At 55.0% G+C, this 20,295-nt stretch carries 24 protein-coding genes and 1 pseudogene; 3 read left to right on the top strand and 22 right to left on the bottom strand.

What is annotated here, in order from left to right:
• Positions 1-18 precede the first annotated feature (18 nt).
• The 3 genes from B5G12_RS04635 to B5G12_RS14755 all read left to right on the top strand — a co-directional run bounded on the left by B5G12_RS04635 (position 19) and on the right by B5G12_RS14755 (position 2,158).
• Positions 19-555, top strand: a complete 537-nt coding sequence (locus B5G12_RS04635) for a DUF3795 domain-containing protein (RefSeq protein ID WP_087324063.1) — start codon at positions 19-21, stop codon at positions 553-555.
• Between the two features lie 292 nt (positions 556-847).
• Positions 848-1,306 (top strand): MarR family winged helix-turn-helix transcriptional regulator, encoded by a 459-nt coding sequence (locus tag B5G12_RS04640; protein ID WP_158098337.1) that lies wholly within the window; start codon positions 848-850, stop codon positions 1,304-1,306.
• A 303-nt stretch (positions 1,307-1,609) separates the two neighbouring features.
• Positions 1,610-2,158 (top strand): hypothetical protein, encoded by a 549-nt coding sequence (locus B5G12_RS14755; protein WP_204245656.1) that lies wholly within the window; start codon positions 1,610-1,612, stop codon positions 2,156-2,158.
• On the opposite strand, the gene B5G12_RS04650 is transcribed toward B5G12_RS14755, so the two are convergent.
• From B5G12_RS04650 to B5G12_RS04750, 22 genes and pseudogenes are all read right to left on the bottom strand, one after another.
• Complete coding sequence (locus tag B5G12_RS04650) at positions 2,092-2,448, bottom strand: hypothetical protein (protein WP_087324065.1); 357 nt, start codon at positions 2,446-2,448, stop codon at positions 2,092-2,094. The genes B5G12_RS14755 and B5G12_RS04650 overlap by 67 nt on opposite strands.
• Before the next feature lie 51 nt (positions 2,449-2,499).
• Entirely contained in the window at positions 2,500-2,859 is a 360-nt protein-coding gene (locus tag B5G12_RS04655; protein ID WP_087324066.1) for a hypothetical protein, read from the bottom strand.
• A 19-nt stretch (positions 2,860-2,878) separates the two neighbouring features.
• Positions 2,879-3,394 (bottom strand): SF0329 family protein, encoded by a 516-nt coding sequence (locus B5G12_RS04660; RefSeq protein ID WP_087324067.1) that lies wholly within the window; start codon positions 3,392-3,394, stop codon positions 2,879-2,881.
• Between the two features lie 67 nt (positions 3,395-3,461).
• Positions 3,462-3,812, bottom strand: coding sequence for a hypothetical protein (locus tag B5G12_RS04665; protein WP_071432728.1), 351 nt, complete (start codon positions 3,810-3,812; stop codon positions 3,462-3,464).
• A 54-nt stretch (positions 3,813-3,866) separates the two neighbouring features.
• On the bottom strand, positions 3,867-4,616 hold the full coding sequence (locus tag B5G12_RS04670) for an SMI1/KNR4 family protein (protein ID WP_087324068.1): 750 nt from the start codon (positions 4,614-4,616) through the stop codon (positions 3,867-3,869).
• A 16-nt stretch (positions 4,617-4,632) separates the two neighbouring features.
• On the bottom strand, positions 4,633-5,745 hold the full coding sequence (locus B5G12_RS04675) for a hypothetical protein (protein WP_087324069.1): 1,113 nt from the start codon (positions 5,743-5,745) through the stop codon (positions 4,633-4,635).
• Complete coding sequence (locus tag B5G12_RS04680) at positions 5,742-6,020, bottom strand: Imm32 family immunity protein (protein WP_087324070.1); 279 nt, start codon at positions 6,018-6,020, stop codon at positions 5,742-5,744. Before B5G12_RS04680 ends, B5G12_RS04675 begins: the two co-directional genes overlap by 4 nt.
• A 20-nt stretch (positions 6,021-6,040) precedes the next feature.
• Positions 6,041-11,404 carry an imm68 putative immunity domain-containing protein gene (locus tag B5G12_RS04685; protein ID WP_242955932.1) on the bottom strand — a complete coding sequence of 1,788 codons (5,364 nt, stop codon included), beginning with the start codon at positions 11,402-11,404 and terminating at the stop codon, positions 6,041-6,043.
• Between the two features lie 3 nt (positions 11,405-11,407).
• Positions 11,408-11,878: a DUF4259 domain-containing protein gene (locus tag B5G12_RS14905; protein ID WP_242955933.1), complete on the bottom strand. Its 471-nt coding sequence runs from the start codon at positions 11,876-11,878 to the stop codon at positions 11,408-11,410.
• 276 nt (positions 11,879-12,154) lie between these two features.
• Complete coding sequence (locus B5G12_RS04690; protein ID WP_522731427.1) at positions 12,155-12,886, bottom strand: DUF4241 domain-containing protein; 732 nt, start codon at positions 12,884-12,886, stop codon at positions 12,155-12,157.
• 36 nt (positions 12,887-12,922) lie between these two features.
• Positions 12,923-13,273: a DUF6572 domain-containing protein gene (locus tag B5G12_RS04695; protein WP_087324072.1), complete on the bottom strand. Its 351-nt coding sequence runs from the start codon at positions 13,271-13,273 to the stop codon at positions 12,923-12,925.
• A 5-nt stretch (positions 13,274-13,278) separates the two neighbouring features.
• A complete protein-coding gene (locus B5G12_RS04700; protein WP_054330791.1) occupies positions 13,279-13,605 on the bottom strand; it encodes a DUF5713 family protein in 327 nt (108 codons plus the stop codon).
• A gap of 14 nt (positions 13,606-13,619) precedes the next feature.
• Positions 13,620-14,624, bottom strand: a complete 1,005-nt coding sequence (locus tag B5G12_RS04705; RefSeq protein WP_242955934.1) for a DKNYY domain-containing protein — start codon at positions 14,622-14,624, stop codon at positions 13,620-13,622.
• Positions 14,621-15,172 (bottom strand): SUKH-3 domain-containing protein, encoded by a 552-nt coding sequence (locus B5G12_RS04710; protein ID WP_087324074.1) that lies wholly within the window; start codon positions 15,170-15,172, stop codon positions 14,621-14,623. Before B5G12_RS04710 ends, B5G12_RS04705 begins: the two co-directional genes overlap by 4 nt.
• A gap of 11 nt (positions 15,173-15,183) precedes the next feature.
• Positions 15,184-15,294: pseudogene (locus B5G12_RS14760) on the bottom strand (DUF2004 domain-containing protein); the annotation flags it as partial.
• A gap of 152 nt (positions 15,295-15,446) precedes the next feature.
• The gene (locus B5G12_RS04720) at positions 15,447-15,842 is read right to left on the bottom strand and encodes a hypothetical protein (protein ID WP_087324076.1); all 396 of its coding nucleotides are present in this window, start codon (positions 15,840-15,842) and stop codon (positions 15,447-15,449) included.
• The gene (locus tag B5G12_RS04725; protein ID WP_087324077.1) at positions 15,839-16,051 is read right to left on the bottom strand and encodes a hypothetical protein; all 213 of its coding nucleotides are present in this window, start codon (positions 16,049-16,051) and stop codon (positions 15,839-15,841) included. Before B5G12_RS04725 ends, B5G12_RS04720 begins: the two co-directional genes overlap by 4 nt.
• A 41-nt stretch (positions 16,052-16,092) precedes the next feature.
• Positions 16,093-16,635, bottom strand: coding sequence for a hypothetical protein (locus B5G12_RS04730; protein WP_087324078.1), 543 nt, complete (start codon positions 16,633-16,635; stop codon positions 16,093-16,095).
• A gap of 13 nt (positions 16,636-16,648) precedes the next feature.
• Positions 16,649-16,882: an Imm17 family immunity protein gene (locus B5G12_RS04735; RefSeq protein WP_087324079.1), complete on the bottom strand. Its 234-nt coding sequence runs from the start codon at positions 16,880-16,882 to the stop codon at positions 16,649-16,651.
• Positions 16,883-16,900: 18 nt separating this feature from the next.
• Entirely contained in the window at positions 16,901-17,761 is an 861-nt protein-coding gene (locus B5G12_RS04740) for a DUF2262 domain-containing protein (protein WP_087324080.1), read from the bottom strand.
• 14 nt (positions 17,762-17,775) lie between these two features.
• Positions 17,776-18,891: a hypothetical protein gene (locus tag B5G12_RS04745; RefSeq protein ID WP_087324081.1), complete on the bottom strand. Its 1,116-nt coding sequence runs from the start codon at positions 18,889-18,891 to the stop codon at positions 17,776-17,778.
• Between the two features lie 699 nt (positions 18,892-19,590).
• On the bottom strand, positions 19,591-20,295 hold a 705-nt coding region (locus B5G12_RS04750; protein ID WP_087324082.1), incomplete at its 5' end, for a Fic family protein.

A 20,295-nucleotide genomic window follows, 5' to 3' on the forward strand; every position in this document is an offset into this window, starting at 1 on the left:
ATATGAAGGATGAAATATATGAAGGACTTTGAGAGAAAAAATCAGCGACTTTCCCTTTGCGGATTGAATTGTGGGCTATGCCCTATGCTTTTGGGAAACCATTGCGGCGGCTGCGGCAACGGGAGTCCGTCATGCAAAATCGCAAAGTGCAGCCTGGAACACGGGGAAATCGAATATTGCTATGAGTGCAAGCAGTATCCGTGTGAAAAATATGAGCATATTGACGAATACGATTCTTTTATCACGCACAGACATCAAAGGCGGGATTTAGAAAAAGCGAAAAGCGCAGGCATTGGTGCATATAATCTGGAGCAAACAGAAAAAGCGCAAATCCTTTCAAAATTGCTTGCCGGATACAACGATGGACGTAGAAAAAATTTCTATTGCGTGGCGGTAAATTTACTGGAACTTTCCGAAATACGGGAAGCGATGAACAGGATCGAATCCAATGACAGGGCGTTTGCGTCAGAAAAAGAGCGCTGCGCTTATGCCGTAGAAGTATTTCAGGAAATCGCCGACAGAAAAAACATTAAGCTGAAGCTGATCAAGAAATAGGCGGCCTTTGAAAATTCAGGAATGTGTTCGCAATGAAATGAAGTACGGTCTATCTATGCGTGAATGACATGGTAAAATCTTTAAATTTCTATCGGTTTCTTTTGCAGAATGAGCCTTTGTATTGAAACAATGACCGATGGGCTGTGTTTGATGAATGCCCGTATGCAAACGAGCGGCCGGAGACGGCGTCTGTAAAATTTTTCAAAAAAGCCTTGACAACAAAAGCCTGATCCGCTATACTGCTGGATGTCCGAAATCGTAATGTATGATTTGGGATGATAGGAGGGGAAGGATGGAACAGAGTCTGGAGATGCAAGCCAGTCTGGCGGCGTTCCGGGAAGCGACCTGGGAACTGGACGATGTTTATACGTTGTTCCCCAAATCCTGTGGGCTTTCCGAAGTGGAATATTGGTCATTGCTGCTGATCTACGAAGGCGCGGCCACCCAAAGCCAGATCAGCGAACGGCTTTTTGTCAGCAGGCAGACATTGAATTCCGCTTTCAAGCAGCTGCGCAAAAAGGGCCTGATCCGTTTGGAACCCTATGAGGAAAACCAGCGTTCCAAGCGCTCTCTGCTGACGGAGGAAGGAAGGGCTTTCGTTGAGGCGCATATCATGCGGATGCACCGCATCGAGGAAAACGCATGGAAAAAACTAAGCAGTGACGAACACAATGCTCTGATCTCCCTGACCAGGAAGATAAGCTGCCTGATCCGGAGCGAGATGGAGCAGTCAAAAATGAATCAGATCTGATGTTCATCGGAGGCTTGCAGCCGTAGCTGCAGGAGTCGGAGAAGATGTCGAGTGCGCTCGGTTATGGAAACGTAACCGGGCGCTTTTTTATTTTGGAGGTTGCGGGATGCATCGGAACCATTCCCCCAATGCCCCTTCTGCCGGGGACGTTTGATTTTTCCGGCGGCCGGAGGGCGCTCTCCGCCGCAGGGCGGAGCCATCGTTTCATAGCTGCATCATCGGAGGACTGGCCATCGCAATGGCCTGCCAGCCAGGGAAGATAAGAAAACGCCCGGGCCTGGCAAAAGTCGAGGAAGATGTCGGGTGCGCCCGGTTGCACAGTTGCGGCCGGGTGCTTTTTCTTTTTTATGGAAAGGATACGATCGAACGATGAAATTTATCTTGCGGTTTCTCAAACTCCACTGGAAGCTATGCGCCGTTACCATCCTGCTATTGATCGTGGATGTGTCCGGCGCGCTGGTGATCTCCACCTTTGCGGCGGAAATGCTCAATCTGGGGACGTCGGGGGCCACCCTGGAAGTACTGTTTGCGATCGGGCTCAAAATGGCGGCGGCCTCTCTCATCTCCAGCGTCTGCGCCATCCTGGGCGGGTACACCTGTGCCGCCCTTTCGGCGCAGGTGGGCAAGGACATCCGGATGGCGCTGTATAAAAAGTCCCTGAAGCTGTCCATATACGATTTCCGCAGTATTGCCTCCTTTTCTTTTGTTGGATCAGAGCCGCTCCACCTTGTCATAAAAACCGGCTATGTTAGAAAAGCGGCGGCCGCCAATGGTGAACACCTCTCTCATGTCCATATAAACGGCTCCTTTAAGTGGTATTTCTCCATAATCCGCTTTTCCAGAGCTTCATAGGAATCCATATCCTCTGGCTGCGCTGGAATACCCTTGTCTTCCCACCAATAACCATTCCCATAGTAGAAAAACATAGCCCAGTAATAAGGCAGGTCATGGCTGAATATCGCCACTCCCATGGCATCGGCCACTGGCTCTGCCAGCGGTGAGCGTTCCACTATCTGAGAGGCTTCCTCATAGGAGATCCCCACCAGCTCCACCAGCAGGTGCTTCACCAGTTCGCAGAAGCTGTACTGGTTGAATATGACCTGACCATCCTCATCTTTGAACACAAGTCCATCTCTCACCATGGTATTTCTCTCCGTTCCTTGACCTGCATCCTTGGCATGGGCATAGTCCCGTCAAGTCATTTCATACAGCAGGGCTGTATTGCCCCGCACCAGTTCCAGATAGGAGCGCAGCGTTTCAAGCCCGCTTTGCACCGTCTCAGCGGGCAGATCCCAGTCTGGGGCAATTTCAGCGGCCAGCTCCGGGAGGTCCTGCTCCCGCAGAACTGCCAGCAGTTTAGACGCTAACTCTCCCTCCAGCAGAGCACAGTCCAGGGTGTCCTCCGTCTGGTGAGCAGGAAAACGGACATCCAGATCCAGTTCGCTCTCACACCAGTCCCAGATGGCCATATAGACCGCGCCGGAGCAGTCGCCGCCCGACAGTTCCTGCCGCTGGCCGTCTTTGAGAAGATAAAAGGATGCGATCTGTGACATGGCAATTCCTCCTGAAATGTTATTCTTTTTCCATCAGCCCTTCTGCCTGCATCCGGATCACATAGAAAGCCCGCACCCAGTCCAGCTCCTGCTCCATGGATTCCTCCAAAGCCAGCAGGCGGCGCTTTCCCAGCCTGCGGTCCAGGAGGGCAAAGATGCGGACAAGAGGATTCTCGCTGACAAGGCTTTTCTCAATGCTCTGGTTGTCAAAGATACCAAACGCCTCATAGAACACCTTTTGGTCAAAGGTGCCCTGCTCCAGCGCAAAGGCATGAGCCTGGTTGATGGCCTCTTTTGCGGAGTCGCAATCTTTCAGCGTTGTGGACCGCAGGTGATGAAATTTTGTCCACACATTCTCAAAATAGGTGTAGTAGTTGCTCCGCAGCACTTCCACACCGTCCATGCGAATGGCTGCCCGGCCCTCATGGTCAGCGCTTTTGCTGTAACTGGTGGCAAAATACTGGATGTGGCCCCGGAGCGCCGGGCACAGGTAATCATTTTCCAGCTTGTTCCGGATTCCGCTCCAAGTTGGCATAGCGACCGCCTCCTTTCGGCTGTGGCTGCGGGTAAGGTAAACTTCCCAATTGATTAAAATTTAAAGATTACATACAATCCTCGATATATGATCGTTCTATAAATTCTTTTACTGCAAATAGATCTGTAAACTCCACATACCGGGGAAATCCGTCCGCATTATGTGCTGAGTAAGTCAAATGGAACATATAGTAGATGTCCCTTCCTATTCCGCTTCTGACAACATATAGCACATCATCATTGGAATCACACTTCGCAACCGCCCGGATTTTTTTGCCGGATAAGAAGTGGCCTTGTCCTATTTCTTTGTTTAGTTCAACGACAAATGCTCCGTCCGCCTGTGTGAGGGGAAGCAGATACCAGTTAAAATCCTTACCATATTTATCGTACAGATCACAGAACATTTCTTCTAATGTCATTGTTCATTTTTCCTTCATCCATTTACAGTTCAGCTCTCAACCGCCGCGCTGTTTTTATTGCTCATTGAGATACCTCGCCAGTTTCTTCTCCAGCAGTTCTGTCATATCATTGCAGAGGCGCTTTACCTTGTCCTGCTCATGGGCGTAGTACCAAATGGTATCCTCTCCGGGGCGGAGCAGGAGCTGGTCGCCGTCCGCTTCTTTCCAGAACTCGCCCAGCACACAATACCGCTCGCCATGGATGGTCAGATCAAACATCCCGGAAAGGGAAAGGTCCACGCCTGTGGACACCTGGATGCCTGCGGTCAGCAGGAAGAACTCCCGCACCTGGGACGGAAACGTAAAGTCCAGCGTGCTTTCCTGATCTGCGATCTGCTCCTCCGTGGCGACAGGCAAGATCTCGTCAGAGCGGTCCAGCACCTTTGCCAGCGCCTTGGAGAACTTGGGGTATCGGCCAAATAGCTCCGGGTGGCTGGCCTTGAATTCCTTTTGCTTTTCCCGCTGCACTCGCTCCTGCTCCTTGCAGAAAGCGTCCAGTTCGGCCAGATACCGCTCCTGGTAGAGATTGCTTGCCTCAAATGCTGTGCCGCTCTTTTCCAGAATGGCAATGGCTCCTTTTTGGCTGCCAAGCACCGGGACCCACTGAAAACCGTGTCGGCAGGGTTTCAGTTTCAGGAATTCACTCCGACTCAGCAGGGCTTCCAACTCCGTCTCGTGCTCGTCCCACCAGTTCCGCCAGGTTTCGGGAGTTTCCCGCCCCTCGGCCAGATCCAGGAGTTTTACTGTTAATACTTCACTATCCATAGGTCAATTCTCCGTTTCAGAGGGCGCAGGAATAGATGCTCATGGCCCCGTAATCGGTGTGCAGGACAAGCCCGCTCTTGGTAAAGGCAAAATTCACCTGCCGCACCACAAAGGGGTCATCAATGGTGGCCAGCAGCTGGCCGCTGCCGGTATCCCATACTTCTATGGGGGAGCTGCCACGATCCTGCTGAACGGCCATCAGGCTGCCCCTTGTCCGCACCATACAGGTGTCTGAAAAATTCAGCCCCTGCCGGACAGGAAATGGGAAAGGATTGGCTATCTCCTCTCCGGTCTGGGTCAGATAGAACTTGCCGCCCACCGAGAAGCACTGGTCATCCGGGGAGAAAAAGGGATGCCAGCCCTCATTGGGAATCACTACTTTTTGGCCGGACTTCAGATCGACCAGCACATACTCCCCCTCGGTAACACGGTAGGCCGCTTTGCTCTGCCGGGGAGAGAGCATCCCGAAGCAGTAATAGGCAAAATTCGGGTCTTTTGACTTCTTGCATTTTACCGTTTCCCGCCATATCTCTGTGTTGCTGCCAAAGTCAAAGACGACGATCTCCTCTCCTGTGTACCACAAGGTCAGGCTACAGCTCTGGTCCAGCATAGTCCTCATGCTGTTTTTCTTGTTGGCAAAGGGCGTGATCTCATGGGTGCGGAGGGAAACCTGCTCCAGAAGATAGCTGTTATTCAGCAGCAGAGTATCATTGAGACAGAGGACCTGCTCATAGGTCATCCGCTTGGCACCCAGGGAGACCGTTTCAAAGATCTCCCCGTTGCCACCAAAGTGATAGAGGATCTCGTCCTCAAAATCTCCGGCCACCCTTGTCAGGAAGAAGTCATCCCGTGTGAGGGCGGCGGCCAGCGGCATGAAGCCGTTGCTGTCCTTTCCGACAAACCGATGGCACCGCACCTGCCCAACAGCGGCGTCTGGATTCTGATAGACGAATCCCTTGCGCATCTGGCCCATCATGGCGCTGGCCGCCTTGCTCTTGACCTGGAAGGCGGAGTCGCACAGGATCTCCTTGACCTTCCCGCCGTTCAGACAGGTTCGGATGGTATGTCCGTCAAGTTCAATCCGCCACTGCTTGTTTGTGGCGGGGTTGAGGAAGGTTTTTTCAATCATGGTTTTGGCCGTTCCTCCTTTCGGATCAGGATGCTTTTTCCCTCGGCGTTGATGCTATACAGGTCATCCAGATGGATGTGAAATCCATCCTCACGAATGGTTTCCGCCATACCCAGCGCGGCTTTCGCCAGCAGGAGCAGCCCAACCCGGTTGCCCGTCAACTCCAGAGCATTACCGCTGTTATGGATGGAGAAGGTGAGATAAGCGCCAGGGTCTACCGGGAGGACAGGCAGTTGCTCATTATTCCATTGAATGGTCAGTGTTTTGGTTTGCATTGCCAAGGCACCCCCTCCCATCAATCCCACCAAAAATACCAAACAGTGGACTGCTGCAGCACATCGGCCAGTGCGCCCACGGTGGCGTCCTCCGGCCCCTGGTCGATCACATCGGGGCAGAAGCCATACAGTTCCACCGCTGTATCCATGGCCTTCTCCCTGGGGACGGGGGCCGGGAGCAGGAATTCCAATTCGTCGTGGCTCATGGCGGCGGGTACCGCGCCGTACTGCTCAAACCAGTATTTTGTCACGGCCATCAGCTGGGGTGTGTCAGGGCAGTCGTTCCAGTTTCCGAAGGGCAGGTAAGCAAAGATCTCCCAGGGGTTCTTCACCGGGATCTTGGCCAGAATAAGGGGATAGGTCATATCGGTGTCGGAATTCCAGTAGCAGGAGAAACGGTCATTCTCACAGCCGCCCTCCATTTCGCCCAGGATCTCCTCATCCCAGTCTATATCGTCATCCTCGGCTTCTTCTTTGCGCTGGCCGATCAGCTCGTCCAAGACTGCTCTGCCGTCTTTGAGCGGAGCGGCCAGCACCTTTTTCCGGTAGGCGGCCACCTTGTCCGGGTCAAAGGTATAGTCGTCCACGCCGTCGCTGTCCGGGTCGGAATTCAGGATCAGGCACTCCCACAGGGTCTCGTCATCTGCCCGGATCAGCACCGGCACAAAGCCTTCTTTGACACTTTCCCGTTTGGCATAGCTGTATGCCGACATGATGGGGTCGTCGTCCTTCATGGAGGGGAAATAGGTGCATTCACAGTCCAGATACTCCATCAAAGCCTTGGCCAGCTCGGAAGGCTCCAGCGTGTCCTCGTCGAAGTCCTGTCCCTGCCAGTTGGTGAAGCGTTCCTCGATCACCTTTGCCATGGCCTGGTAGTAGTCCTCGTCAAATGGGATGAACAGTGAGGCCTTAAACTGGAACTCATCGGAGTAATACTTTTCTGGGCCAAGATATTCCAAGGCATAGTTTTCAATGTCACGGGGGAAATTGGGACTATCAGGTTCGCCATAGTAGTAAGAAGTAAATGCTCGCCCAATCTTATTGAACATCGGAACCATAATCTGCCCGTTCAGTTTGTCCCGAATAAACGCCCGCAGATCCACACTGGCAGGGTCGGCTTTGACCTGTTTGGCTACTTCGCCGTATTCGTTCAGAAAGTCCTCGCCCATCAGATCATGCTCTATGCACCAGCGCAGGTATATGGCAAAGAGGTTATAAGCGTTGATGGGGTCAACGGGCAGCCCCTTCTCCTCAATACTCTCGATATGATAGGAGGCATCGTCCATCTCATCGTCAAAATCATCATTGGAAAGGGTGCCACGAGTGATGGCATCCTGACGGTCAGGCTTCACCACAAAGCTGATGCCCTCCATTTTGTCCAGCAGGGCGTCCGCGTCGTGGGCCAGCTTATACTCCAGCTCGTCCCGGTAGAGGGGGATCACCTGGTAGAAGTTGATCTCCTCGCCGCCGGGCAGAGTGCAGAATTCGCTGCCGTCCTCCGTTCCCTGCGGGCCGGTCAGGATGGCGGCGCACAGCTCCGTATCCGGTGCAAAAGGCTCCTGATTGTCCATGGTGTGGCCCCAACCCAACCAGGTATCGCTGGCGATGGGCAGGCGGGCCAGGGATTTCAGCAGGCGGATGGGCCAGTACCACCGATCGTCTTTCATGTCCTCCTGCTTCAGCTTCCAGTCCTTCGGCAGGGCGATGGCCAGCTCCGCCCGCTCCAGCTTGTATTCGGCCAGTTCCTCGGGAACGTTCATCCGGTGGGCGCCCATGCCCATCGTCACCAGTGTGTAATAGTCCCGCTCCTCCGAAGGCGGAACAACGCAGATGTCCACATGGATGTCCGGGGAGACCAGCTCGTGGAACACGTGCTCGAACGCACCGAAATGCTGCTGGATGTGTCCCTCGACAATCTCCATCTCCTCCTCGGTGTAGACCTCGGGAACGCCGGCTTCTTCATCCTCGGGCGCTTCTCCGTCCGGGTCATCGTCATCATCGTCAGGGTCACCGTCCGATGACGCCCAGGAGATCTTCAGGGTCATCTGGTCCTCCGGCAGACCGACGCCGGGGCTGCGGGTGATGGCATGCTTGTCGTCCGCCGTAAAGCCGATGGTTTCCCCGTCGTGGAGCTCCACATCGCTTCCCAGCACATAGGAGGCGAGGCTGGCCAAAAAGTCCCGCAGGTCACCCGGCTCGGCGTCGGCGCCCAGCACCTCCATCTCGTCTTTTCCGAAGGCCTCCATGCCGTAAGTGTAGCCGTTCAGACCCTTCTCATTCCGCCACAGGCCGAACCAGATCCAGTTGAAGATGGGCAGTTCGTCCCCCTTCAGCATATCGGCAAAGCCCTCATAGAACCGGGGCTCGAACACCACACCGCTGGTATAGACGCCGGTGGCATACTTCTGGCGGCAGCAGGCGGCCACCACCTTGGTGAACAGTCTGCCCTTTTCCAGCAGATCTTTCTCTTTGCCCAGCACCGCCACCAGAATGTGGGCGCGGTGCTCCCTGGCGACCTTGACCGCATCTTCCCACATATAGTTGTTTTCCGCGTTGACCTCGGCCTCGCCGCCGGGGATAGGATAGTTATTCAGGCTGACGGCGGCGAGCATATCGCCCACCTCAAACACCAGCGCGTCATCGTCCTTCTCCTCGCTGGCGTCGTATGCATCCACAGGGATGTCCCACTTCTCCTTCATATCCCGGATGAACTGCTCTCTATCCCATTCTGCCTTGGACAGCAGCACAAAGCCGGTAAAGACGCCGGTGCGGCCGGTGCCGCTCTCGTCCTCGTCTGCGGCCTCGGCCCGCCTGTCGATCTCCTCCTGACACTCCTGAATCACCGCCGGGGCATTTTCGTCTTCTGGGTCCAGTTCGGCCCACCGCTGGGCGTAGGGGATGGCCTTTTCTTCCTGCCGGTTGAGATACTGATAGCCATAGGCCATCCGCATATTCCACTGGGCCTTGTCCTGGCCTTCTTCCCGGACGGACTCCAGCACCTCAATGGCCCGGAGCAGAGCTTTTTCTGCCTTGTAGTAGGGAGGCTCCTGCTGATGGTCGCCCAAAACTGCATAGTTCTCCAGCGCCCGGGCCATAGCGTAGGCGGTGCGGTAGTTCCGCCAATCCTCCGGGATGGCGTTCAATGCCTGGATGCAGCGGGTGTACTCGTCCTCGTCGTTCCACTGCTCCAGCTGCTGGAAGAATTCTTCTTCGTTCTGCGAGGTGTAAGGGATATAGTCCATGCCCGTCAGCGTCTCGTCCAGCTCGGGCACCTGATCCTCATCGTCCGGTTCCTCCTCGGGCGGTGTTTTGAGATTCACTGTGCCCGCTTCACGGCGGAAGGTGTGGAAGCTGGCCCAGGGGATCTCACTGTCCTCGAAGAACTCCTTTGCCATCTGGAGCGCCGCCTGGATGTCCCAAGCGATGAAGTCCACATAGCCGCAGAAAAGGCCGGTGGCTCCGCCGGTGAGGGTGAGGATCTCCGGGCCGTCCCCGGTGCTGAACAATTCCTCCAACTTGTCCCGGAAGGCGAAGATCTTCTCCGATCCTTTTTCCTCCCGCAGGGTGTCCAGGGGATAGCAGAAGAAGCCCGCCACCGCGCCGTCGGCATGGAGAGCATCCATAAAATCGTTGTCCCCGTTCAGATAGCCATTGATGAGCGGCACACAGCAGGTGGAGCCGGCCATTACATCCAGCCGCCAGTCAGCATCCGGGTCCTTGTTGGGTTCCATTTCATAGCCAAGGTAGCTCTCCAGATAGGCTTCCGGATCGGTGGTAAGGTTTGCGCCCTTTTCCTTCAGCTGATCGGGCAGCTGGGACAGGGGGAAGGACGGCTCCGCCTTGGGCTCCTCCAGCACATCGAAATCGTCAATGTACCACATGTGGGAGATCTCGCCCAGCACCTGGTCGGTGAGGGTGGTGAGCATCCACCAGACCCGGCCTTCCGCCTCCCGCAGCATGGGCAGCAGCTTTTCGCAGTAGGCGGAGAGGACGAAGCTGTTTTCACCCTGCTCCTCCAGCCAGATCTGCACATCCTCCCCGGAGATGTCCCAGCCATCCTCGGTGCGCAGTCCGGTATTCGGAGAGGGCTGACGGCCCACCAGGATGTTCCAGTGTTCCAGCACCTCCGTGGGGGCGTGTTTCTGGAAGTAGACCAGCTCAAACAGCTTGACCCTGTCGCCCTCCGGGGTGAGGATCAACTCATGCTTTTCGCCGTTGAAACCCATCTCGAAGGAGATCTCGTCAAACGCCTGGTTCAAAGCCCCTTCCATTTGGGCCACGATTTCGGCGCTGCGGGTGTGGTCCTTATCGTCGTCCATTATCTGGCGCAGCTGGGCTTCCTGCTGAGCAAAGTCCTTCCATGTAGATTCCGTCCGTTCCCGGAAGCACATTGAAAACCATGGCCGAGAAATGTCCGCTTCGCACCATTCTATGAATCGCTTGGTGTCCTCATCGTCAGGGCGGGCCTCCAGCGCCTTGCGGAAATAAGGCAAGGCTCGGCCCCCCTGATCCAGGTAGTAATAAGAATAGCCCATGCGGAAGTTCCAGTAGTGATCGCCCTGAAAGTATTCCTCATGAGGTTTCAAGAGCGCGAGGGCCTTTTTGAGCAGCGCACGGTTGGAAGGTGCTCCCAGATTGTTGTAGGCCCGCGCCAGCTCCATATCGATTTCCGGGGTACGCTCCTGGGTGGGGATGGCCTCCAGCGCGTCAATAATTTTCTGGAATTTGTCCTCCTCATGCCACTTCTGGCACTGCTTCAAAATATCCATAGCTTGTTCCTCCTCGTCCTGTTCCATTTTCCAGTCTTTGATCTGCTGGAACACGCCGTTCTCATCCCGCTCAAAGGCGCATGGGGCAGGGGTGTTCAGCAGGGGGATGATGAAGTCCCGGTTGCGGCCAGCAGCCTCGTACAGCGCCTTCCGCAGCGCCTCCACATCCCGAGCCATCTCCTGGATCTCCTCGTTGTCCATCATCTCACTGAGGTCATATTCCAGCGGATTCTGGGCAAAATCCGCCAGTGCCTTGTTCATGGCATCGTGCTCCTCCGCCGTGGCGGTGATGCGGATACGGCGGGCAGGGGTGTTGTACTCGTCCAGATCCTGAAGGTTTACACTGCCGCTGACGCTGCACTCCAGCAGGATGGCGGCCAGGTCGGTGACCACATCAATGGCGAAGTGAAAGTCCATCTCCACGCCACCCGAGTGGGTGAACTCCAGATACTCCACCGTCTGGCGGAAGTCCCAGTTCTGCTTGTCCAGCCCGATCTTGGCAAAAATCTCGCTGAGGGGGATTTCCTCTTTCTTCTGGTCTACTAAAAAGGCCACAAGGTTCAGGCTGTCATCCGAGCCTCCGATAAAGTTGCCCCAGTATTTTTGGATATACATTTGTCACGCCTCCTGTTCTGAAGCCAGTCGCTCAATGAGCCGTTCTAAATGCTCCGACCACTCCGGGTCGATTTCACCGCTGTCCTCGTCCTTCCAAAGATCCACAATCTCACGAATGTCATCCTCATCAGGCACCTCATTTTTAATATCAGTGAGCTGTCGCAGCAGGAAAGCGAGAGCCATTTTCGATGCTGTGAAGTCCGTCACCTTACACCAGATACTATTGTCAGTGTCATAATTCAGTTTGCCATCGTCTTTCCATTGAAAGTACAGCTCTGCCAGAGCCATAGCGGTGTTGTCGTAGAGAAAGTCGATGTCGGAGAGATCTTCTCCCAACATACCTTCCTGTTTCATCAGCTCAAGTATCTCGTCCAGGTTCAATATCGAATGCTTTGATAGATATTCATCTGTGAGGATGCCGATCATATCCAGCCCCTCATCGCTTTCCAATGCCTTAATGCCCCATGCACCCATGTAAGTCCCTCGCTTCCTCTATTTTCTTACCAAAGTTCCGTTATCAATGAAGGCAGCTTCTCGGATGCGCCGGAGGGATTCCGGCTCCAGCAAAAACTCCCGCAGGTTCGGATCCCCAAAGAAAGACATGGGGCGCACCTGGGTCGGCCCGGCCGCCGTTAGCAGCCGCTCCATCATCTCTGCGGTCCTTCAAATTGCTTTTCTCCATCTAAGGTCAGGACAGCGCTCTCCCGGTCCGCTGTCCGCTCCCGTTTTGGTAATTCCATGGTGGGTCCTTTACTCCTGTTCTCCATAGCTGGCTTCGATATCGATGAAACGCACATACACGGCGCAGACCTCGTCCCTTGCGTCATAGCCGAAGTAGACGGGATAGTAACCGTCGCCCCAGCCGGAGGCAAAGATGGGCAGATTACAGTCCGTGTCCGGCACCGTCCAGTTGAGCCAGTCGCCGTAGCTGCTCTGATACTTGGGGTGGGCTTTAGCGTTTTCCTCCAGAAGATCGCAGAACAGGTCGTTGTAGGGGTCGATGTCCGGGTCTTCCTCCAGCCGCTTGGCCCAGTAAGTCTTGAAAGCCGCCTGGGTCTGGATGTCCGCAACGCAGCCCATCCCAGTGTCTACGCCAAAGCCAAAATAAGCGTCCTCGCCCAGTTCCTCGTCCAGATCCTCTTTGCCTGTTATGCCCAGCTCATAGCGGACAGACTTTTCCCGGCTGACCTCCACCTTGACGCAGGCGTAACGGTCGCCGTATTTTTCACTGGGCACCACGCAGACCTTCACGGGATAAGTCCCGGCGGGTATCGTCTGAATAAAGGGCGGTGTGTCCTCCAGCTCCACCAGCGGATCACAGGCAAAGATGGTTCCGGTAGGGAAATGGACGGACCCAATGTCCAGCACATCCACACCCATATTCCCAATCACTTTTTCTGTAAAATAGGCGTCCAGGTCCGTTTTGCAGGCCAGTTTGTCCTTGATGGATTCGTATTTGTTCAGCCACTCGGCAGTTGGCATAATGGTTCCCTCCTGTTGATTCAGTTTGAGCATTGGTCAGCTCTCTACAATGCGGACCGGTTTTCCTCCAATTTCAATTTCCAGCTTTACGCCGTAGTCCTCCGCCCATGCAGGGCACTTGCTGAGCAGGGCCAGGATGCGCTCATCCGGCTCCCGGTCAAGGGTCACACGCAAGATCACGGACCAATCCCCATATTCCTTTTGAAATTCCTCGCTCTGGGTGTGGTTCAGATAGCCCTCCATCTTATCCAGCAGGGCCTTCTGCGTTTCCGGGGAGCCGTCAATGAAACCGTTGCAGACGAGGACCATCAAAACTTCCTTTGTTTCGGGTTTTTCTGCCAGAATGTCGATCTTGTGCAGATCCCCAAACATATCCTCAATCGTCATCGTTATCACCAGTCCCGTTCCCGGATGGCCTCCTCCATATCAATGGGAATGCCAAACCATTTCAAAATGTAGTCCACGGTTACGCCGATACAGTCCCGAGCCACCGTTTCGATCTCGCTGTCGTTCTCGTAAAATTCGTCCTGGAGGTCATTGATGCCGCAGACCGCCTCGTCCAGTTTTTCCTGCACCGCTTCGGTGTCGGTTTCGCCGCTCTCCAGCAGGTCGATAACTTTCTGGAGTTCGTCCTTTACCTTGTCCACCAGAAAAGCAGGATAGTAATCGTCCTGATACATCTCGTCCAGCAGTTTGTAATTGGGGTCAAAGGCTTTCATGTGGGTGGCTCCTTTCATTTTCCCTGTATTGCTTGCAGCCTTTCCAGCCACAGCGGTTCTTCAATCATCTCATCGTTTTGGTAAAAATGATTCCTGTCTCGGGCCATATGATCGGCAAGAGGGGGTGCGTCCAGCGGGGTGCATACCGTAAAACTGTTCCGATCCGCCCCCTTAATCTCCCGGTTGAGGTAGTACACCCGCTTGGCATCGCGGGAATACCAGTGACGGAGCAATTCCCATGAGGGCAGATCCGCTTTGGGAAGCTGCTTACCGTAAGCATAGATTCGTTTCTCATCCCTGGCAAAATAGGTATCGCCTAACGAGCGGAAAGAGGCAACCTTCGCGCCCTTGATGATCTTCACCTTGCCGTACCCGTTGTGGAAGTAGACCTGCCGGCTGTCCTTTGCATATCCCTGGGGCGCAGCCGAATCGTTCTGGCCGTTGTCTAATACCTGGAAGGCCGCCAGCTCTGCATCTGGGATTCTCCCGCTGGTGGTGTAGACGGCTGTTTTGTCCATCGCATAGGCAAAATTCAGCACCCGAAACGATGCCGGGTCCGCCCCCCGCAGGCGGATGCCACCCATAAAACAGGCTGTGGAGGTTTTTCCCCAGTAGTGCCAGCAGGAGAAGTCGTCGGGCGGGACGCCTTTGAGCAGGCCGTTTTCATACAGGCCGGAGAAATAGACCGCTCCATCCCGGAGGAAGAACTCGTTGTCCACCGGCTCTGTGCTGGTGATGGGCCGCAGCAGTTCTTCGTGATGATCTGTTATGCTCAGCTCGATCTCATCGTCGCTATAGACTAAGGAGAGCCCATGAGGGGCCTTTCTATCGAAATGCAGTTCAATGTCCTGGTATTTGAGGATCAAAGGCTTCCCGCCGCTTCTCATGGTGGAAACAGCATCGGGCTTCCCGAAGATTTCTATGACCTCATCCTGCGATATCCCGAATTTCAGCGGTGAAATGTCCCGGGGATTCTGCAATATTTGATTGCGCCAAATAGTAAAGTCCTGTTTCATCATTTTCCATCCAGCGCCTCCACGGTTCTCATGGCGGCGGAATCGAATTTACACTGCCCCAGTTCACGCTCAATCAGGGCAAACACATCGGGAAAGCACTCGATTTCCTCCTGATACTCATATTTCGCGTACAGCTTCCCGTACTCGGAGATCCAGACCTCCGCCGGGTAGTAGTATCCGATGTGTCCAATGGGCTGGCACCGCTGGCCGGCCGCCTGCTCGATCTCCGCCAGCTCACAGCCGGACATATCCCGGAAATAGGCGTCCTCCAGGTGGTTCTTGATTCCGTTGATGAGGTATGGAAACAGCGCAAATTCAAAGTCGGCCGCCCAGTTCAGCTTTTTCTGCGCCAGATACCACTGACAGCACAGGCCGAAATATTTCCGGTAAAACCGCTGGGTGCTTTTCATCATCGGGACGCCTCGCTCGGCGTAGTATTGCAATGCAATGGAAATATCAACTTTTCGACCTTCCTGCCATCCGGCGTACTCCATCAGCTGCCTGACCTTGCTTTTGAGGTCGCCGGAGATGGGGATGCGCTCTTTGATCATGGGGTACCTCCTCAGCTCTCATGGGTAATGCAGAAAATCTCCTGGCTCAAATCAAAGTAGACCACCAGCAGCTCGTCGGTAATCTCCGGGTTGAAGGACAAATCCAGGATGAAGGCCTGCTGATTCGTCTCTCCATCCGCCCACATGACCTCCAGCTTTTCGCACTGATCCGGCCGGGGGCAGGACTGCTTGCCGCCATAGCGGTACATGATATTCACATAGCCGAAGTCCCTGCCGGTCCGGTCATGGCCGACGGCTTCCACTTGATAGGCGGTTATGGACATTGCAATTCCACCTCCTGAGCCAGAACAAATCCGCACAGCCCAAGGGAGGAGTCGATGACAAACACCCGGATGTGCTCCCGTTCCATGCGCTTCCGCAGTTCCTCGATACTGCAGCAGGCGGGAAAGCCGTAAGAGATAGTCCCGCCCAGCAGGTCTTTGTACTGTTCAAAAAATCCGTCCACGGTGATCTCATCCATGCCAAAGAGGATGTTGTCTTGGATCATATTTTCAAACCAGTGGGCCAGCAGGCCGGTAAAGTGGACGGATACGGTCTCTCCGGCCTCGGTCTGGGTATTCATGTGCAGTGTGTGGGCTTCAAAGTCAGCGCAGTAGCGAAGGACTCTGTTGTCGTGCAGGCCATCAAAAGAGCAAATCAGCGTACTCATAGGGATTCCTCCTCGTCCTCAAGCTGCTCCTGCACCTTTTTGGGCAGGTCGTTCCATAAAATGTCGTATGTAAAATCCCGAATCTCCGGGTAACACTCTCGTGCGGTCTTTTCCGCCGTATCCCGGTCCAGGTAATGCATCTCTTGGTGGAAAAACCAGTTGAGCTTTTCCATCAGCCGATAGAGGCGGATCTGTTCCTCTTGGGTCATGAGACACCTCCTCGGATTAGCAAGAGATAGAATAGCTGTCCTTACGCCAGTTCCGCGTCCAGGATCTGGACCTGTTTTCCTTGCTCATCCACATAGTAAAGGGCGATATAGTCGATGCCGTCCCGCTTGACCTGTTCCCAAGGCATACGCTCGCCGTTGATCAGTTCCACAGTATCCGCCTCATCCGGTTCGAAGTCTTCTTTTTCGTCCTCGTAGTCCACGCTGTACCCCAGCTCCAGCACCAGCTTGGAGGCGGGGATCTCATATCGCTTGAGGGGACGGTGTTCCAGCTCGGCTGGATCATGTTCATCGCAGAACATATTGTCGTAGCCATGCCGCCCGCCGTCAAAGATGACGAATTCCTCGCCGCTCTCCGGGTCGCGGGCCGCCACCAGTCCAGGGGCCTCGCCGCCATCCACAATATAGGGCTGCGGCTCTCCCTTCACCGTGCGCAGGTCTCCGTAGTACCACACCTCCAGCAGCTCATGGCCGGTGGAGGAGCACAGGGTCACGGTGGGTAGGCGCTTTTGCGCCCAGTCCTTCACATGGCCCTCCAGCCAGGTGGGATAATTTTCCTTCATCATATCAATATCCTCCTTACTTGATTGCTGGCACAAGGCTCCAGATGCTGGTCACAATCAGCACAAGCCCCAGCAGGAAGAAGATCACTCGCCGGGAGCCACGGCCATAGCGGTGAGAGTACGGCTTGCCGGTGGGGTCGCACATCCAGTTCCAATTCAGAATTGAGCCAGCCACGGACACAATGCCCATGATCAAAGTCACCCACTCCCAGTTGGCCTGTAAAAAAGCTGTGATCTGTTCGCCGTTCATTTAGGGTTCCTCCTCACCTTATCCCTGTATATCAGCGTCAACGGGGCCTTTTTTCAGTGTCCCATCCACAGTGATCACATGGCCCCAGAACATATCGTCATCCTCATACCAAGCGGTAAACCGGCCGCCGGGGGAGACGGAGAACTCGGTGAGCAGGATGCGCCGTGCGAACTCCTCCTCCGTGATGGGATCTTGTTCCGGGTCCCGGTCGATCTGGTCATTGTCCGCCAGCCACTCGTTGGCCTGAGTGGTGAGCTTCCGGGCGGCCAGCGCCCGCAGGGATTTGTCCCATGTTTCCTGCTCTGCCAGCAGCTTTTTCATGACATTCCGGGTGCGCGTCCAAGACGCCTGATTTTCAATCTCCACATCCAGCGAGATCTGGACCTCTTTTCCCATCCATTGGCAGGTCCCGCTGAAATAACTCATTTCACGGTCCAGCGTGAGGGTCCCCAGCACTTCGTCCTTCAGAAGGACAGGCTTTGTGTACTCCGCCCAGAGCTCCTCCAGGGCCGGGCAGGACACACCTTCCTCCAACACTTCCGTGACATACCACTGGGGTTCACTGAGGGCGTCGCCTTTCCAGGCACGAGCTTTGATTCGGTAGATCTGGCCCTTGGAAAACAGCTTGGAATAGTCTCCGTTTTCTCGTTCATTATCTGTAAGCGGCCAGCTCAGGTAGCAGCGGCCAGAGATTACCTGCCCGGTCTGGACAGCCGCCATGGCAAGAGCATGGGTATGGGCTGTCCAAAAGGTATCCAGAAAGGTTTTGCCTGCGCTGATACCGCTCTGGATCAATACCAGCTTTTCCTCATCTTCTGGGGCGTACAGGGCAACAAAGTCTTTGATTTTTCTTTTTTCATGGTGTCCTCCCGTAAGCACAGTTCAGAGAATTTTCAGGTCTGCTGGTGCTGCATAGATACGATCTGGCAGTCCGGGCAGAATTCGATATAAAGCGTGCCCTCCGCGCAGTCGAATACCGTATCCCACTGAATCTGGGCCAGGTATTTCATGGGCTTTCCGCAGTGGGGGCAGGTTGTATATTCTGCGTCCTGTACCCAGTTGCCAAAGCCGCCGACGGTGTTCGCATCCTCGCTGGCGCATCCATAAAACAGGGGCACAGGCACCCTGCCCAGCACAAAGGGATTTTCGGTGAGGGTCTTGTAGTCCTCGGGACTGACATAGCAATCCGTCTTCTCCGCCCCGTCAAAGAGCTCCGAGGGGAAGATCTCCATGCCGCCGTCCAAAGAAAAGCGGTTGAGGGCAGGGCCTTTCAGGAATCCCACGCAGTTGGGGCAGCAGGCGGCGGTCAGGATACCATCCAACCCCAGAAATTTCAGCCGCTCGTCCCGGCCATCCAGCACCAGTATATCCACCATACGCCCGCCGCAGTGAGGGCAGGTGTCCTCCCGTGCCCGGCCAATGCGAACAGGAGATTTCTCGCCAGTGGTTCCCTTGACCATAGGATAGCAGGTGTCGAAGTTGAGTTGGATTCTCTGGCCCTCCTTGTCGAAGGTCCAGCCGCCGATCTGCGCATAGCTGGATGGGTCTACATAGAGGCCCTTGCGCCAGGGCCGGGGATTTCGTTCCAGCTCCAATAGTGCCGCCAGTGCCTTGTCATCCCCCTGCATAGCAAGGCAACTCATCAGGTTGGAGGCTTCGCTGGAATTCTCCGTAGACAGTAACGCATGGATCAGGCCATCCCTTACATCGGCGGGAGCGTGATAATAGATCTCACAGGGCCAGAACACCTCTGCGGCCAGTGCCGCCCGCTGGATTTCCGTGGTGATGGCGTCCTGGTAGCTCAGCAGCTGCCAGAAGTCGGTGAGCTCCGGGTCCTCCATATCCGCCAGACGCTGGATATTCTGAATCAGGTTCCTTTGCTTCTCCGCGATCTGCTCCGGCGTCCAGGCCAGCGCCGCATTCCGATCCTGTTCGCACTTGCATTTCCAGCACAATCCGTCATAGCCCAAAGGGGTCCCACAGCCGGGGCAGGTGTATTTTAAATGCATCTTCATTGGCTCCTTTCAGGTAAAAGAAAAAGCCCTACATCCTCCTGCCGCATGGGCAGAAGGGCGCAGGGCAAAAAGACCGCACAAAACCAGGCCGCGCCCAGGACGGGGGCGCTGGCGCTCAGAGAAAGTGATCGCGGCGGGACCAGGAGAGAGGAAAAAGAATACAGTCCCATCCCATAGAGGTGCAGCTGTCATAACGGGTCTCGTTTCGCTTGGAGGCAAAAGCCGGACATCACAACATGGTTTGGCAGGTATTTATGGTGATTATATCATAAAATCCTGGAAAAGGGGAGGGGAATACTGTTATATACTACACGGGTAACCCCATGACGGCAGCACGCAGCCAAAAAATCGGGCGCAAAGGGGACGGCACGGCTTATGAGCGCATGGAATACATCCTGCCAAAACGCATAGCGCAGGGGCGGCTCACGCCACAGCAAAAAACCCCGCTTCCTTTCGGAAGCGAGGCGTTGCATTGGTGGAGATAAGCGGGATCGAACCGCTGACCTCTTGAATGCCATTCAAGCGCTCTCCCGCCCAATGCGGTCACGTACCCCTTCAACCGGGCAGAGAAAGCACGGAAGAAAACGTGAATACGCTATATTTTTGGATGCTGCATGAGTGCCTTGTTTCACACTGAACCAGGGAGCTCTTTTTCTTTGTCCGGACAAGGCAGAAAGGAAGTAGCCGCTTCAATCATGGCAGCCGGTAGGCCCAATATTTGCCGGAATGGACTTTCACCAGGCGTCCACTGGCAACCAAAGCGACAAGGATACGGTTGGCCGTCGCAGCCGACACGCCGCACAGCGCACGTACGTCGGCGTTTCGGATGCAGTCGTGGCTTTTGAGATACGTCTCGATTTGACGCCAACGGGCAGTCTCCTTGTCGGGTGCTTCATCGCTCATACCATCACCCGCGCTGATGGCCTCGGTGAGAGCTGCCTGAATGGCCGACAGCATGAACTCAATGAACGCGGTGGATTCCCCCGCGTTGTTGGAAGTGTTGATGGCATCATAATACCCCTGCTGGCGGTCATGGATGACGGATTCCACCGGAAGCCAGGCAAAGGCAGGATTCCACCGCGAGAGCAACAAGGTATGCCACAGTCGGCCCACCCGTCCGTTGCCATCGGCAAAGGGGTGGATCAGCTCAAACTCGTAATGAAAGACACAACTGCGGATCAGCATATGCAGATCACTATCCCGGGTCCAGTCCAGCAGGTCTGCAATCAGGCCAGGGACATATTGAGGCAGCGTCCCAAAATGAACCACCCGCCCCTGGCTGTCTACCACGCCCACTGGCCGGGAACGGAATACCCCGGCTTCTTCTATCAAACCGCGCATCATGATGCCGTGGGCCAGCAGAAGGTCGTCTGCCGAGTACGGGTCCAGCTCGTCCAG

The organism is Faecalibacterium sp. An58 (genome assembly GCF_002161515.1).
In the GTDB taxonomy this organism is placed as follows: domain Bacteria; phylum Bacillota; class Clostridia; order Oscillospirales; family Ruminococcaceae; genus Faecalibacterium; species Faecalibacterium avium.